Genomic DNA, 13,921 nt, shown 5'->3' with positions numbered 1-13,921 from the left:
GTTCCGGAGAGATGTGAGTCGGTCGAGTTCGTCCTCGCCGTCGAAACCCGTTCGATGTCGGGTCGCCACCGAAGGGGTCATCGAGCGAACGCAGTGCTGTTGTTCGAGCGAGCGGATCAGTGGTCCGGACTACTGGTATCGAGCGATGGAGCCCCGGTTCAGTCATCGAGCGCGTCGTCGAGATACGCATCGATCGCCTCGGCGAACGCAACGTACCGACCGAGGCTCTCCTGTAACGCGTCGTAGACGATATCGTCGTTGATCACCGGGCCGTACGTGTGCGCCAGGACGTCCCGGAACCCGACCGCCTCGCGCAACCGTCGTGCGAGGGCTTCGTCGATGACGCCGCGCCGTTCGAGCCCCGTGATAGCGTCCTTTCGACGGCCGGGTACGGACGCGCCGTCGGCTGCGATGATCGTCTCGGCGATGTCGACGGTCGCAGCGATCAGCTTTTCGAACTTCCGTTCGACGGCTTCGCGCCGCTCTGTGGACTCGTCCGACCGGTACTCCGATCGCGAGAGATCGCGGTATCGCTCGAGGCCGGACACGTTCTGCTCGATGGCTTCGATTGCATCGGCGATACGCGTCGCTCGCTCCGCCGACAGTCCCTCGTCGTCGCTCATCCGACCGTCACGTCCTGCAGTCGTTCCACCGCCGCGCGGACGCGCTCGCGGGCGTCCGTCACCGACAGCGCCTCGCCGGCGTAGCGCTCCGCCAACTCGGTCTTCCGCGATTCGGTGCCGCGAACCAGGCAGCCCTCGTCGAACGCGACGCGGGCGAACCGCGGTTCCATCGCGTGGACGTCGACCACGTCGACCGGGGTCGAGAGCGCCTCGTCGAGCGCTCCCCGCAGTCGCAGGTACCGCTCGCTGTACCCCTCGTCGGTCGGTCGAACCGTTTCGAACTCGATCGCGACGTCCAGATCGCTCCCCTCGTCCATCGTCCCCCGGGCGCCCGATCCGAACACCATCGCGAACGACACGCCGTGCTCGCCGAGGACCCTCGACAACGTCTCGATGGTCTCCTCGTCGAATCCGGACTCGTGCATACCTGTCACTCTAGCGCGGCGCCACAAAGGTGTATCTCACCGTGCGTCCCCTGCGACGTCTCACCGTGTATCGACGGTAGCGAACACGCGCTCGCACGACGGCGATCGGGAGTGGCTGGTTCGACGGGGATCGAGCGTGAGCGTTGGCGAGTTCGTTCGTGGATCTGTCGGTCGCTACCGCATCCCCCGGACCTCGGCGAGCGAGAGTCGGCAGCCGCAGGGACTCGCGACGTGCGTGTGCGGGCCCGTCGGAGTGTTGCTCGTCACCGGGCGGTCACAGCGGGGAGAGAGTTCGTCGGGTCTTCGGCCGCGAGCACTCCTGCCTCACGAGGTGCTCGACCCGGTACTCGGGACGGTCACAGCCGCAGGGATCCGAGGGGAACCCCCTCAGTCCGTCGGTCTCAGCTGGGACGCTCGGATAGTGAAACGGGAACCACGAGTGATGCAGCGTTCGACCGCTACGTTGCGGGTGGCTGTGCGAGGGACCGTAGACGGTACCGAAGGGTCGTTCCGCACGACGAACCGGTGCATCGCCGACAGAAACGCTACGGACATCCCGAATTCTCGTCGCGGTTTCGAGCGTCGGTCGACACGGCGGGCAGTTCGGAGGCGCTACCACGAATTCAGCCCCTAGCAGGCTGGTCCGGCGATCGCAACGATGGTTCGCGCTGCGGCCCCATCGGCTCACTTCGTAGTGTAACACTTTTTCCGGTGCACTACGAAGGGTCTGGCATGAGTAACCGCAACGAACACGGAAAGTACACGCCGTCCGTGACGGACGAGTCCCTCCTCGCGCATTTCACGCATGCCGACCGCCCGTTCCAGACGGCGCAGTCGATCGCCGACCGCTTCGATCTCGACCGGTCCCAGGCCTACCGACGGTTGCAACAACTGGCCGACGACGGCGAGGTCGAGAAGGCGAAGGTGGGCGGTCGCGCCGTCGTGTGGTGGCGTGTCGACGACCGTCCGCACGCTCCCGGAACACACGGTGTGAACGCGTCGGATCCGATATTCGACCGGCGCACCTTCGAAGCCGGAGAGCCAGCGGACGCGTCCGAACACATCGACGAGATCCTCTACGGTGACTCCGCGGAAAGTTCCACATGACCGCGGGGGCAGCCGACCCGCTGTTCGTCGACACGAGCGGCTTCTACGCCGCGTACGTCGAAGACGACGTGAATCACGCGCGTGCAGCGGCAGTCCTCGATGCCATACGGGCCGGCGACCAGTACGCTCCGGTATTCACGAGTCGATACGTACTCGCCGAGCTCGCGACGGTGATCCTCTATCAGACGAGCCACCGAGACGCCGTCTCGACGCTGGAAGAGATCCGGTCCTCCGAGACGATCAACGTCCTCCCAGTCGACGAGACGACGTTCGACGCGGCCCACGAGTGGTTCGTTCGGTACGACGACCAGGAGATCGCGTTCTTCGATCACCTCGGCGGTGCGATCGCCCGCCACTTCGAGATCGAACACGTATTTACCTTCGACCCGGACGACTTCCACACCCTCGGGTTCACCGTCGTCCCCGACGATACCGGGAACGGGTGACGGTATTCGACCGCTATCGTTCCCGACCCGAACTGACAGCGGAGTCGCTCGGTTCACGCACAGGAACGCGGCGGCCCGCACTATCGGGCAGCGACCGTCAAATCGGTGAGCGAACACCCGCCCGCGAGTACAGTTCCTCGAGTCCGTACGCAGACACGGGCGACCGTGCAACGCGATCACAACAGCCTCCGTATGTCCGTTCGAATCTTCTACGCCATGAACGGGTACTCCTTCGACTACGACCGGACGGTGAAGGACATACTGAAAGCGCTCGCGACGGACGAAACGGGCGTCGAGGCCGATTCGGTGACCGCGTACTTCCGAACACATACCGCACCGCTGGCACCTGAGTACGAAGCGACGATCGATCTCTGGCTGTCACGCATCGACGGGTCGGATCGACAGTCCGGTCCTCGACCACACGAGACGACGGACGACGAACCGAACGATTGTGATCGTGACGCCCGTAGCGAGGAGTGAGTATGGCAGCAGAGCGCGACCAGCAACAGATTCCCGACGATCTCTCCCCCGAGGACGCGGCGCTACCGCATCCGGTTCCTCGGCCGGCACGACCTGGACGAACACGCGGAGATCTACGACGAACTCGCGACCGAGTGAGTCGCGTTCGATTCGATCACCCGGGTGCGGACTGACGCGATCGACGGCCGCGTCGTGGCGCCACCCGAAACTATCGGTTTCGGATACTCGACGCGACAGCCGACTCGCCGACGCGATCGTCAGTGGCGACACACCGGTGGGACGCCGCCGATTCGTCGGACGGCCGCGAGCGTCGATCACGGGACGGCGTCGGCGGGACGATCGTGGTGGCTCGCACGACGGCGATCGAGGGTGGACAGTTCGAGGCGAACTCGATCGAACGTGGGCGGTGGTGAGTGCTATCTGAGGGGTCGCTCGGTCACTACCGCATCGCCTGGAGAGTGCTATTCGGGACCGACACCACCCCGGAAAAGTATAGTTTTTCAGAGAAACTATTTATTCACCGAGTGCGTAGACGACGCTATGACCACCAGCAGGTGGGACGACGTCAACGAGCACGTGAAAGCGGAGTGGAAGGCGGAGACGTCCCCGTTCGAACGAGTGTACGCGATCGTCGAGGGGACCCACGACGGGCAATCGGCGGCCCGCATCGCCGAGCGAGCGCTCGTCAGCGAGCCGACGGCCCGACGACACTGCAAGACTCTCGTCACCACCGGTTTCGCCGAGGCCGACGCAGACGGCCGGACGACGCTGTACAAACGAAACAGCGACCGCGTACTCGACGCCCGCATCCGCGAGCTCCGGGAGGAAACCACCCGGGACGACATTCTCGACGGCATCGAACGGATGAAGCGGGACATTCGTCGCTACCAGGATCGCTACGACGTCGTGACCCCCGAAGCGCTCGCACGGAAACTCGACGCCGACGAGACTGAGGGATGGGACGACATAAGCGCGTGGAAGACGACGCGGACGAACCTCGCGGTCGCCCAGGCGGCCCTCGCGTACGACGAAGCCAGTCACCAGCTCACCGCATGAGCGACGACCGAACCGGGGCGTTCGGCCCGATCTACCTGCCCGCCCTCCAGCGCGTTCGAACGCTCTGGATCGATCTCGAACCGCTGGTCGACTCGACGGCCTTCGACGATCAGATCGCGCCGACCGAACTCGAGATTCACCTCACCGACGGGATCGGACGCGCCGACGCGGCCCGCCTCGACGTGCAGTGGAGCGAACTCGACATGTACTCGTTTCACTACGTCGATAACCGGGACGTCAACTGGCGATTCGACCGCCACCCGAACGCACACTCGCCCGAAATTCACTTCCATCCGCCGGACGGTTCGATCGCCGAACCCTCCTGTATCGAAGTGACAGAGGTATCGCTGGTCGCACGGGCCGTCCACGCGCTGTGGCGAGCGGCCTACGACGCCGGCGATCCGTCCCGGTTGAACAGCCGCTCCAATCCGCCGTGACTGGATGCTGAGAGCGGGGAATCGATGTGACACACCGCTCGCACGACGGTGATCGGGGGTGGACGGTTCGACGGGGATCGGATCGAGAGTGGAGGGAAGTGTCTCGTTCAGTGGACGGTTGGGTCGCTACCGCATCCCCTGGACCTCGGCGAGCGAGAGCCGGCAGCCACAGGGACTCGCGACGTGGGTGTGTGGGCCCGTGGAGGTGTAGCGGGTGACCGGGCGATCACAGCGCGGACACAGCGGGAAGGGCGAGTTCGTCGGGTCCGGTGTGTCTGGGGCGTCGACGGAATCGGGCGTATCGACTGGGTCGGGCGTGTCGACGCGATCGGGTCCGTGCTCCGGGTCGGGTTGTCTGGAGCGTCGGGCGTCTCGACGGGCTCCGGTTCGTCTCCCCTCACAGCTCATCACCGCCGAGGGCCACGACTTCCTCGCGGGTCAGCGCGCACTGGCAGGGATCCGCGGTGTGCATGTCCGGGCCGAACATCCAGACCGTGATCACCGGCTCGCCGCAGTGGGGACACGGCGGATAGTCGACCGGACGGTGGCCCGGTTTGGCCGAGTACTTTGATGGCGGCGCGGGATCGAGGACGAGATACTCCGCATCGTCGTCGTCCGCGCAGGCGACACGTGGGAGAAGATCGGTCCGGAGGTGTAGTGGGGTGCTAGACTGGTCAGTGGGCGTACGCAGGCGGTAGGCGGGCTGTGCGTGGCGTTTATCCGTGTTGGGTGTGTAGTGATTCATGGCTTTCGTAGAATCCCCTGTCCTGGGGATCGGAAGCCACGCTCCGGGTGTCCCAAGCACCCGGGGCAATTCTACCCAGCCGGCGAACCGGTGAGCGTGGCTTCCACGCGTGTCAACGAAGGGCAGTGTATTATATCTACTGGTGATTTGTTTTAGGATAAGAATTAGGTGAGCGGGCAGATATCGTTTGTCTAATCCAGATCGTTCGGCAGGTCGGTACAGGTTCGTTCGATCACCGGAGTGTCGGTTCTATTATTTGTAAACGAGCGGATTCAGTGGGTTCAAAACGAGATACTACTACCAGGTCAAACCCCCATAGACGATATATGTGTTAAGGCTGCCCGGTCAATCGGGCACTGGTCGGTAAGACCGGTTTCGATCGCTTCGACTTGCCAAGACCATCGTGTAACGACCATTCGAAAAGTCTTCGACTTTCCATACGTTGCAAGCACTTCCAATAAAGAGTCTGCGGGGAGGTCTTTAAATATACACGGTCATTATTTGGCAACCACCATTCGGCTTGGCCACTTCATCTAAAATATATTGGATGACAGGAGTGTTCTAACCAGGGCTCCCATTGAGCGTCCATCTCTAAGCTTTGAAGCGTTGAACCACGTACCGACGAGGTTATAGTTCTCACTCGAAGACTTTCGTCTGATCAGTCTTCGACATGTCCTCTAACGGCTCAGAATCGGTCTCACGACGAGAAAAGATCGATGCACTCCTCGACGTCGCACGATTCAACCCAACATTCACCATCCTCATCGTCGTCCTCGGTCTCGCGGCGGCTGTCCTCGAGGGCGTCGGGCTCAGCTTTATTCTCCCGATCATCGAGATCGTCCAGGTGGACGATCCGACGGCCCAAGCGGATGGGCTCATGGGGATGTTCGTAACGGCCTACGCGACACTCGGAATCCCGTTCACACTGGGCTACGTCGTCGTCGGCGTTGCGGCCGTGATGACCGTTCGGTACACGACGAGTTTCGTCGTCGCCTGGTTCCGGGAGGCGCTCCGGACGTACTATATTCGCGACTTGCAAATTCGCGCGTACGACAGCGCACTCGATGCCCGCGTCACCTACTTCGACGAGGAGGGATCCGACGATATTCTGAACGCGATCGTCACACAGACCAACTACGCAGGGAGAGTCATCCAGCGAGTCGTCCAACTTCTCCAAAAACTCTTTCTCTCCTCGGTCTATTTACTTATTGCGCTAGTCATCTCACCATTTTTGACTGTCTTTGCAGTTGCCGTCCTCGGATTCCTGACCGTATTCCTCCGACGGGTCATTGAGCCGGGATACGCGGTTGGTGACCGGGTAGCAGATGCCAACGAACGAAGACAGGAAGCCGCCCAGGCCGGGACGCAAGGGATTCGTGACGTCAGGATCTTCGGACTTGCCGACGAACTTCGTCAGGACTTCCTCGACGCGATCGACCAGTTCACGAGCGCACGTATAACCCTCCGTCGGAACGAGGCGGCGATCACCAACTTCTACAATCTCGGTGTCGCTGTCTCCGTTTTCGTCCTCATCTATCTCGCATTGACGTTCGCAAACCTCTCTTTCGGTTCGCTCGGTGTCTTCCTCTTCGCGATGTTCCAACTCGGTCCCCAGGTGAGTGGCCTGAATAACCTGTTCTATCGCGTCGAGAACGATCTCCCACACCTCGTCCGAACCCAACAGTTCATCACGGAACTCCAGTCGCGAGAGGAGCCAAACGAGTCAACACGAGAGGTTCCCGATGTCGTCAATACTGTGGCATTCGACGACGTCCACTTCTCGTACGACGAGGAGGAGCAGGTACTCCAGGGAATCGACTTCGAGGTCGAGAAAGGAGAGTTCGTCGCGTTCGTCGGGCAGTCGGGTGCCGGAAAGTCGACCATCGTCTCGCTGCTCGCCCGACTGTACGAACTCGACCAGGGGGAGATTCGTGCCAACGGCGTCCCGATCGACGAGATGGATATCGACGAGTGGCGCGAACGGATCGCCGTCGTCCGCCAGGATCCGTTCATCTTCAACGACACACTCGAGTACAACCTCACGATTGGGAACCGCGACGTGACGCGAGCGGAACTCGACCGGGCCTGTTCGATTTCGAAGGTCGACGAGTTCTTCGACGAGTTGCCCGACGGGTACGAAACGATGCTCGGTGACGATGGCGTGAGATTGTCGGGCGGGCAGAAACAGCGGGTGGCGCTGGCGCGGGCGCTATTGCAGGACGCCGACCTGCTGGTTCTCGACGAGGCGACGAGCGACCTCGACTCGAATCTCGAGCAGGAGGTTCAGGAGGCAATCGAGGAGATGGAACGAGACTACGCGATGATCGCAATTGCGCATCGACTGTCAACGGTGGAGAATGCGGATCGGATCTATACCGTTGAGAGCGGCGAGATTATCGAGACCGGGACACACGGTGAGCTGATCGATAGTGGTGGACAGTACGCCGATCTGTACGCGATCCAGTCTCGGTGATAACTGTCCGACCCTCTCAGTTATTGGACGTCGTCCGACGATAACACGATATTTTCTTCGATGTCGGTAGCAGCTGTCCTCCCAACAATATCGAAATATCTATTCGCTGAGATACCAGAACCAGGTCTCTTCGTCGTGAGATTTTCCGTGGTGAATTCCTCGCCTTGCTCAATCGGTCGTTTCGCGACGAGACTATGCTGTGCCCACGCCTTCACGTCTGGCTCTTCTCCCTGCAACTCAGTCTTTTCCGTAGATGTTTCGTGATATAGATCGGCAAACGAACAGAGGTCCTCGAGCGTTTCCGGTTCGATGGACACCTCCTGATCGGGGCCGGGTAATCGGCGGTCGATCGTAAAGTGCTTCTCGATCATCGCGGCTCCATTTCCAATTGCGACTTTCGCAGCTTCGGCCCCGGTAGAGTGATCCGAGAACCCGACAGGGACATCAGCCAGTTGCTCCAGTGACTGGATCGTCCCGAAGTCGAAGTCTGCGGGAGATGTGGGATACTCGGAGACACAGTAAAATAGCGCAAATTCCTCCGCTACTGATTCGAGGAACGAACAGGCTTCAGCGATCTCTTCCCGCGTGTGCATTCCGGTCGAAACGAGTAACGGCTTGCCAGTCTCAGCAACACGGGCGAGTAGCTCCCGATTGGTCAACTCTCCGGAGCCAATCTTGATCGCAGGGACGTCGATTTCTTCGAGAAGATCTACGGCTTCTACCGAGAAGGGCGTAGAGAGAAACGTAACATCGCTGGCCTTTGCGTGCGCCCGCAGCATCTCGTGTTCCTCGGCCGTCCACTCGCACTCGGCAACCGTCTCGTATACGTCACCGGCGCCGATACTACGGATCGCGGGTTCAGATATCTCCGCGTCGGCAAGATGGGTTTGGAACTTCACGGCGTCCGCTCCAGCCGACGCTGCAACCTCGATAAATCGTTTCGCGAGTTCGAGGTCGTTTCGAGCGTTAATTCCCACTTCCGCGATTACGTATGGCCTGCTATCCGATCCCAACTTCGTGCCGTCGATTTCGATCACTGTTTCCACTCCGTCATCACTTGTTCGGCGAGCCATAAATCGAAGGGTGTGTCGACATCGATCGAATCAATCTCGTCCATCTCGTAGATTACCGTCTCTCCCGTGATGAGTTCCTGTGACGATAGAAACGCTTCGACGGCCGTAACGTAGACAGCGCCATTGATTATGTATTCCGGTTCTCTATCTTGCCGGCGTTTGCTCTCGTCCTCGTAATTCAATTGGACTGCTCCGTTCGACGTCGACCGCCACCGAGTTTCGGTTGTCGGATAAGCCGATATGAGGGAATCAGCATCCTGTACCGTGTACAGCTCGTACGCCTCGTCGATGTGCGTCGAACTTCGTAGCGGTGACGTTGGCTGCAACAGGACGATATCGTCGTACGATTCCCCCTGTTCCGCGAGCGTCTCGAGTGCGTCCTCCACGACGGGACTCGTCGGTGCAGTATCCGTAGCCAGATTGTCTGGTCTCAGGAAGGGAACACGTGCATGATACTCTTCTGCGACAGTTGCTATCTCTTCGTCGTCGGTAGACACCACTACGGAATCGATCACAGTAGATTTGCGTCCTGACTCAATCGAGTGAGCGATCAGTGGTTTTCCTGCGATATCCCTAATGTTCTTCTCTGGTACCCCCTTCGATCCACCTCTTGCAGGGACGAGTCCGAGGACGTCACGTTCAGTCATGGGATAGTTGGATCTCCTGTTCATGTTGCATGATTTGCGCGGGTGTCATGGGGTCTTTCTGTTCTGGGTCGAGATCCGCGATGATCTCCGTAATCGTCTCCGCTGCTGACCCGGAACCGTAGAGATTCGACTGGGGATACCGACCATGTTCGAGTTGAGTCCCGATCGCTGCCACGATTTCGTCTCGGTCACACTCGACGTCTATTACATTTGGACCACGTTCGCGTTCATTCTGCCGTTCACCTATGTTTACTGTCGGGACTCCGAAGTACGAGCATTCGCGGATCCCCACGCTCGAATTTCCGACCATGCAGGCCGCGTTACTGACCAGCGTAAGGTAGTCGTGGGGGTCAAGATTGATGAAGAATCGTACGTCGTCCGGATCCCCCTGTTCTCGGAACTCCCTGATCGCTTTCGACACCTGATCAGTACCGGCGTCCATATTCGGCCAGAACCAGAACGCCTGGACATCAAGGCGTTGGTAGGCGGCGATCAGTTCCTGGACCTTCTCATAGTTTGATTCGTACTCCGTCGGGAGGGGGTGATACTGAATAACGAGATAGTCATCGGTGACGTCGACAGTACTCCCCACGCCGCCGTAGTCGTCCTGGGGGTCGTACGCCGTTCGTCCGTCGACTTCGATTTCCTGACAAATGTCTATCGACGGACAGCCGGTCCGGTAAATTAGGTCGTCGGATTCGCCGAGTTCCTTGACGACATCCTGCGCACGTTCGGTCGAAACGAGGTGGTAGTCGGCCATTTTCGTCGTCGCATGGCGCACCTTGTCGTCGATCGATCCTGTCAGTTCCCCACCTTCCAGGTGGACGACAGGGAGGTTGAGGTACGATGCAGCCAGTGTAGTCGCCATAGTCTCATAACGATCACCACTCGTCAACAGGAGGTCGGGATCAATATCTTCGAGTGCCGAGGCATACTCGATAAGCCCCATCCCGGTGGTCTTCGCCTGCGTGACGGGCTCTCCGCCCTCTAACAACGTGTGTATCTTCTTCTCGATATCGATTCCGGCCGTTTCGATAGTGTCGGTTAGTTCTCCGAACCGGTGAACAAGTCCGCCTCCAGAAACAATCAACCGGAAATCGATCCGTTCATCCGCCTCTAACGACTGGTAAACAGTTTTTACCCGTGCATACTGAGATCGCGTCGTGACGATCGAAGCCACCCGTGTTGGCATTATGGGCACGTTGTGACCCATTTCCGAAGTACTTTGCCATCATTAGCTAGATATCCCATACATTATTTGTATTTTTTACACCCCCACCGGTAGGAAAGCTACAGTAGTTTAATCACCACTCACCCAAAATGGAGAGACAGAATAGAGTATGAGCTCTAAGAGATACACAATTGAGAATGTAAAAAGAGGAGTTAATTCGCCGAAACTAATAGCTAGTGAGATGAAACGGATAGCCCACCTGCCCAGGAAATGGTATAACCGGCATCAATTCGTACAAAAATATGGATATGGGATAGACGTGATGGCTAAAGATTGGGATTATTTAATAATACTAGATGCTTGTCGGTACGATATTTTCGAGGAGGTTGCTTCGATGGAGGGCAACTTGAATTCTGTTATATCAAGGGGCTCTCATAGCAAAGAGTTTGCTACGAAGAACTTTGCTAACAGGGAACTCTACAACACCGTTTACGTGACTGCGAACGGATACGGGGCTCGGATTGCAGACGGTGCGTTCCACGACCTCATTTTCACTGACGAGGATGACGCTGTTGAGGATGTGGAAGTCCTCCACTCTAGTGCGAAAGGCATGGCCCCCAGCACAGTTTACAACGCGACGATAGATGCTTATGAGAAATATCCTAACAAACGTATCATTTCTCATTTCATGCAACCCCATAGCCCCTATCTCGGAGAACGAGCCGAAGAACTCCGGAAGCGAGTGAAAAACGAGGGGTTGATCGTTCTCTCCAGAGATCCTGAGAAAATCAAGAATTACGACCAAAATGGCGAGAACGTAGTATCAACGTTAGGTGGCGCCGTCAGAGAGGGTTATATGACGATGGAAGAATTTAAAGAAGTATATGTGGAGAATCTGGAGATTGTGTTAGAATATGTATCCAGCCTAATTGAATATTTTGATGGGAAGATAGTGGTGACCGCAGACCATGGCCAGTCGTTAGGTGAGAAAGATGTGTTTGGCCACCCACAAAACACGTATATGGAAGAACTGCGACGCGTTCCTTGGCTAACAGTCGATTCTGGAGATAGGCCAGAAGTCACCTCAGAGAAGCCCACAACCTTACAAGATATTACCAATGAAGCAATCGAAAAACGGTTGGTAAATCTCGGTTACAAAACATAGTCGGGGGTACTGTACTAGACAGACCGGCCGAATGATGTTCGATCATTGCACGCATGGTTCGGCAAATTGGGTTGGAGAGGTCTCTAGGCATATAGTCCTCCTAAGTGACTAACCAGAGTTCGAAAACGAAAAACGATAAAGTCCCACTTGAAAAATGGCACCGTAGGAATGGGACCTGGAACTGTCAGATCAACCTTCTCGTTACTGCGAGAAGAGGGGTTTCCTGCTGTAGTTCGAAAGGGCGGCGAAAAGCTATCGTCGCTATTCACCGAGGAGATTTACAAAGTACAAGACATCAACACACCCGAGTGGATGTCGAACACTGATTTCAACACCTACTGTATCCACGATACTGAATATATTATTGCTCAAGATTCCCCCCCCAATCAAACCATCGATTTGGAGGTCGATACCTCGAATGCCAGTGCGATCGAAGTGCCGATTGTCGGTAGCGAACGCAGCGAATCGGTGACGATCACCTCGTCGACCGAGATACGACGGATCGTCAGCGACGGTACCTACGACTACCCGGCACAGCTCTGGTCCACAATCCCAGTAGATGAGTCGACAGATACCGCCACGATTCGGATCTCGACAGATGGTGCCTCGTCGCGGCGTTCTCGGAACGTGTTTAGACAGAACACCAGCGCGCACCGAACTCGAGTCGGGTTACCTGCCCTTCAACCGGATCGCGAACAGCCTCCAATCTTCCTGCTCTCTATCGATACGCTCCCCTATTCGGCACGAGAGTCTATGCAACCAATCGTCGAGGCACTTGGATCGGATGCGACTATCCCGACGGAACCCAGAACCCAAGCCCACTGGACGCCCCCGTCCCACGGCTCCATGTTCACGGGTACACACCCAGGGGATCACGGCTACGTAGGTCACGGAAAGGGCCAAGGGGACGAGCGACCGATCAATCCGACGTTGACGACGATTCCCGAACTACTGACCGACCACGGTTACAAATGCTCCAGTCTCGTCAGTCATACCCGTATCCTGCCCGAATTCGGATTCGGTCGGGGGTGCCATCGGTACCGTGGCGACGTAATGGGGTACAATGACTGGGTCAGCCGCAATCACGATTCCCGAGAGAGTCTATCACAGGTAATCGAATGGATCGATACCGACCTGCAGCGGCGAGACCACAGTCTGTTCTACTTCGTCCACGTTTTCGATCCACATTATCCCTATCTCCCGCCTCTCGACCGACTTTCGGACAAAGAACTGGATCTAACTGGACCATCACGATATCGGGAGCAATACGATGCCGCTCGCGGAGAGACGGGAGAGTACCTCCGGGTGTACGAACGTGATCACGACGTAGAGCAAGATCTCTCGGCTAAGATGGAACGGTATCATTCACTGTCGATCGAGTACACGGCCGAGCAAGTCGCCCGGTTTACCGATTATCTCAAATCCGTCGATTTGTTCGACGACGCGCTGATCATCCTCACTGGTGACCACGGCGAAGAGTTCGGCGAACGCGGTTTCTTCACCCACAGTTCGCTCTACGACCGCAATATCCGACCGTTCATGGCGATCAAGCCGCCGGCAACTGCGGAGTGGTCGGTTCCCGATACCGTCAACACCGTCGACTTCCTCCCGACGATTGCTCACGAGATCGGTGCCGATGTCCCCAACAGCTGTGCCGGTGAACCACTACAGACGAAAGACGGGAATTCGGTTCCACGAATCACAGAGCGGATCACGCCGCAACGGTACAACGTCGCCGTCGAATCGGACGGGGTCAAAGGGATCTTCACCTACGACACCGGCTATCCTGATCGACCGTCGTCCGACGTGATCGACGCCGGTCCAGTCCTCACCGAGTTTTACGACGTCAAGGCCGTTCGTGACGGTGACTTCACGGAACTCGACGGCCCGTCGAACGCGGCCGAGCTCGAGCGGATCGCCGAGGAGTTCGCAACGTCTGGAGCAGGAGGCTCGTACGACTCGGCTGTGTCGGCGACGCGTCCCGCACAGGAAACCGAAGACCGACTGCAAGATCTTGGATACCTCTGAGTAGGCCGATGCCGAGATTTCAACTCGGTTTCCCGTGCGGCCATC

General features: G+C 58.2%; 15 protein-coding genes. 9 read left to right on the top strand and 6 right to left on the bottom strand.

Translation table 11 applies throughout. The features are described 5' to 3' along the window. Window positions 1-158: 158 nt before the first annotated feature. Together hepT and mntA are read right to left on the bottom strand one after the other, a co-directional pair. Window positions 159-623: a type VII toxin-antitoxin system HepT family RNase toxin gene (hepT, locus tag NO366_RS06620; RefSeq protein WP_256533535.1), complete on the bottom strand. Its 465-nt coding sequence runs from the start codon at window positions 621-623 to the stop codon at window positions 159-161. Beyond that, window positions 620-1,048: a type VII toxin-antitoxin system MntA family adenylyltransferase antitoxin gene (mntA, locus tag NO366_RS06615; RefSeq protein ID WP_256533534.1), complete on the bottom strand. Its 429-nt coding sequence runs from the start codon at window positions 1,046-1,048 to the stop codon at window positions 620-622. Before mntA ends, hepT begins: the two co-directional genes overlap by 4 nt. 732 nt (window positions 1,049-1,780) lie before the next feature. On the opposite strand from mntA, the gene NO366_RS06610 reads away from it, so the two are divergent. The 6 genes from NO366_RS06610 to NO366_RS06585 all read left to right on the top strand — a co-directional run bounded on the left by NO366_RS06610 (window position 1,781) and on the right by NO366_RS06585 (window position 4,574). Beyond that, window positions 1,781-2,155: a helix-turn-helix domain-containing protein gene (locus tag NO366_RS06610; RefSeq protein ID WP_256533533.1), complete on the top strand. Its 375-nt coding sequence runs from the start codon at window positions 1,781-1,783 to the stop codon at window positions 2,153-2,155. Continuing rightward, window positions 2,152-2,601 (top strand): type II toxin-antitoxin system VapC family toxin, encoded by a 450-nt coding sequence (locus NO366_RS06605; RefSeq protein ID WP_256533532.1) that lies wholly within the window; start codon window positions 2,152-2,154, stop codon window positions 2,599-2,601. Before NO366_RS06610 ends, NO366_RS06605 begins: the two co-directional genes overlap by 4 nt. A gap of 192 nt (window positions 2,602-2,793) precedes the next feature. Beyond that, entirely contained in the window at window positions 2,794-3,081 is a 288-nt protein-coding gene (locus NO366_RS06600) for a hypothetical protein (RefSeq protein WP_256533531.1), read from the top strand. Between the two features lie 260 nt (window positions 3,082-3,341). Further along, window positions 3,342-3,494, top strand: coding sequence for a hypothetical protein (locus tag NO366_RS06595; protein ID WP_256533530.1), 153 nt, complete (start codon window positions 3,342-3,344; stop codon window positions 3,492-3,494). A 127-nt stretch (window positions 3,495-3,621) separates the two neighbouring features. Next, entirely contained in the window at window positions 3,622-4,137 is a 516-nt protein-coding gene (locus NO366_RS06590) for a winged helix-turn-helix domain-containing protein (protein ID WP_256533529.1), read from the top strand. Further along, entirely contained in the window at window positions 4,134-4,574 is a 441-nt protein-coding gene (locus NO366_RS06585; RefSeq protein WP_256533528.1) for a toxin-antitoxin system TumE family protein, read from the top strand. Before NO366_RS06590 ends, NO366_RS06585 begins: the two co-directional genes overlap by 4 nt. Window positions 4,575-4,971: 397 nt before the next feature. Here NO366_RS06585 and NO366_RS06580 read toward each other — a convergent pair whose 3' ends face one another. After that, on the bottom strand, window positions 4,972-5,319 hold the full coding sequence (locus NO366_RS06580; protein WP_256533527.1) for a hypothetical protein: 348 nt from the start codon (window positions 5,317-5,319) through the stop codon (window positions 4,972-4,974). Window positions 5,320-5,989: 670 nt separating this feature from the next. Here NO366_RS06580 and NO366_RS06575 point away from each other — a divergent pair. Further along, window positions 5,990-7,792, top strand: coding sequence for an ABC transporter ATP-binding protein (locus tag NO366_RS06575; protein ID WP_256533526.1), 1,803 nt, complete (start codon window positions 5,990-5,992; stop codon window positions 7,790-7,792). Between the two features lie 20 nt (window positions 7,793-7,812). On the opposite strand, the gene NO366_RS06570 is transcribed toward NO366_RS06575, so the two are convergent. Genes NO366_RS06570 through neuC form a run of 3 tightly spaced genes read right to left on the bottom strand, consistent with a single transcriptional unit; the run spans window position 7,813 to window position 10,704 of the window. Continuing rightward, window positions 7,813-8,829 carry an N-acetylneuraminate synthase family protein gene (locus NO366_RS06570; protein WP_256533525.1) on the bottom strand — a complete coding sequence of 339 codons (1,017 nt, stop codon included), beginning with the start codon at window positions 8,827-8,829 and terminating at the stop codon, window positions 7,813-7,815. Continuing rightward, the gene (locus tag NO366_RS06565; protein WP_256533524.1) at window positions 8,826-9,512 is read right to left on the bottom strand and encodes an acylneuraminate cytidylyltransferase family protein; all 687 of its coding nucleotides are present in this window, start codon (window positions 9,510-9,512) and stop codon (window positions 8,826-8,828) included. The genes NO366_RS06570 and NO366_RS06565 overlap by 4 nt, the downstream gene beginning before the upstream one ends. Then, window positions 9,505-10,704 (bottom strand): UDP-N-acetylglucosamine 2-epimerase, encoded by a 1,200-nt coding sequence (neuC, locus tag NO366_RS06560; protein WP_256533523.1) that lies wholly within the window; start codon window positions 10,702-10,704, stop codon window positions 9,505-9,507. Before neuC ends, NO366_RS06565 begins: the two co-directional genes overlap by 8 nt. A gap of 148 nt (window positions 10,705-10,852) precedes the next feature. Between neuC and NO366_RS06555 the strand changes: the two genes are divergently transcribed. Beyond that, entirely contained in the window at window positions 10,853-11,848 is a 996-nt protein-coding gene (locus NO366_RS06555) for a sulfatase-like hydrolase/transferase (protein WP_256533522.1), read from the top strand. 168 nt (window positions 11,849-12,016) lie between these two features. Beyond that, entirely contained in the window at window positions 12,017-13,876 is a 1,860-nt protein-coding gene (locus NO366_RS06550; protein ID WP_256533521.1) for a sulfatase-like hydrolase/transferase, read from the top strand. The last annotated feature ends 45 nt before the right edge of the window (window positions 13,877-13,921 follow it).

The organism is Halovivax cerinus (assembly GCF_024498195.1).
Taxonomy (GTDB): Archaea; Halobacteriota; Halobacteria; order Halobacteriales; family Natrialbaceae; genus Halovivax; species Halovivax cerinus.
This window is presented reverse-complemented; position numbering and strand designations above follow the sequence as displayed.

What these genes read in the sequence shown, in the direction of transcription:
- NO366_RS06575 (WP_256533526.1), top strand. Translation starts at nt 5,990, where the DNA reads ATGTCCTCTAACGGCTCAGAATCGGTCTCACGACGAGAAAAGATCGAT.
- neuC (WP_256533523.1), bottom strand. Translation starts at nt 10,704, where the DNA reads ATGCCAACACGGGTGGCTTCGATCGTCACGACGCGATCTCAGTATGCA.
- NO366_RS06600 (WP_256533531.1), top strand. Translation starts at nt 2,794, where the DNA reads ATGTCCGTTCGAATCTTCTACGCCATGAACGGGTACTCCTTCGACTAC.
- NO366_RS06610 (WP_256533533.1), top strand. Translation starts at nt 1,781, where the DNA reads ATGAGTAACCGCAACGAACACGGAAAGTACACGCCGTCCGTGACGGAC.
- NO366_RS06555 (WP_256533522.1), top strand. Translation starts at nt 10,853, where the DNA reads ATGAGCTCTAAGAGATACACAATTGAGAATGTAAAAAGAGGAGTTAAT.
- NO366_RS06565 (WP_256533524.1), bottom strand. Translation starts at nt 9,512, where the DNA reads ATGACTGAACGTGACGTCCTCGGACTCGTCCCTGCAAGAGGTGGATCG.
- hepT (WP_256533535.1), bottom strand. Translation starts at nt 623, where the DNA reads ATGAGCGACGACGAGGGACTGTCGGCGGAGCGAGCGACGCGTATCGCC.
- NO366_RS06580 (WP_256533527.1), bottom strand. Translation starts at nt 5,319, where the DNA reads ATGAATCACTACACACCCAACACGGATAAACGCCACGCACAGCCCGCC.
- NO366_RS06605 (WP_256533532.1), top strand. Translation starts at nt 2,152, where the DNA reads ATGACCGCGGGGGCAGCCGACCCGCTGTTCGTCGACACGAGCGGCTTC.
- mntA (WP_256533534.1), bottom strand. Translation starts at nt 1,048, where the DNA reads ATGCACGAGTCCGGATTCGACGAGGAGACCATCGAGACGTTGTCGAGG.
- NO366_RS06585 (WP_256533528.1), top strand. Translation starts at nt 4,134, where the DNA reads ATGAGCGACGACCGAACCGGGGCGTTCGGCCCGATCTACCTGCCCGCC.
- NO366_RS06550 (WP_256533521.1), top strand. Translation starts at nt 12,017, where the DNA reads ATGGGACCTGGAACTGTCAGATCAACCTTCTCGTTACTGCGAGAAGAG.
- NO366_RS06590 (WP_256533529.1), top strand. Translation starts at nt 3,622, where the DNA reads ATGACCACCAGCAGGTGGGACGACGTCAACGAGCACGTGAAAGCGGAG.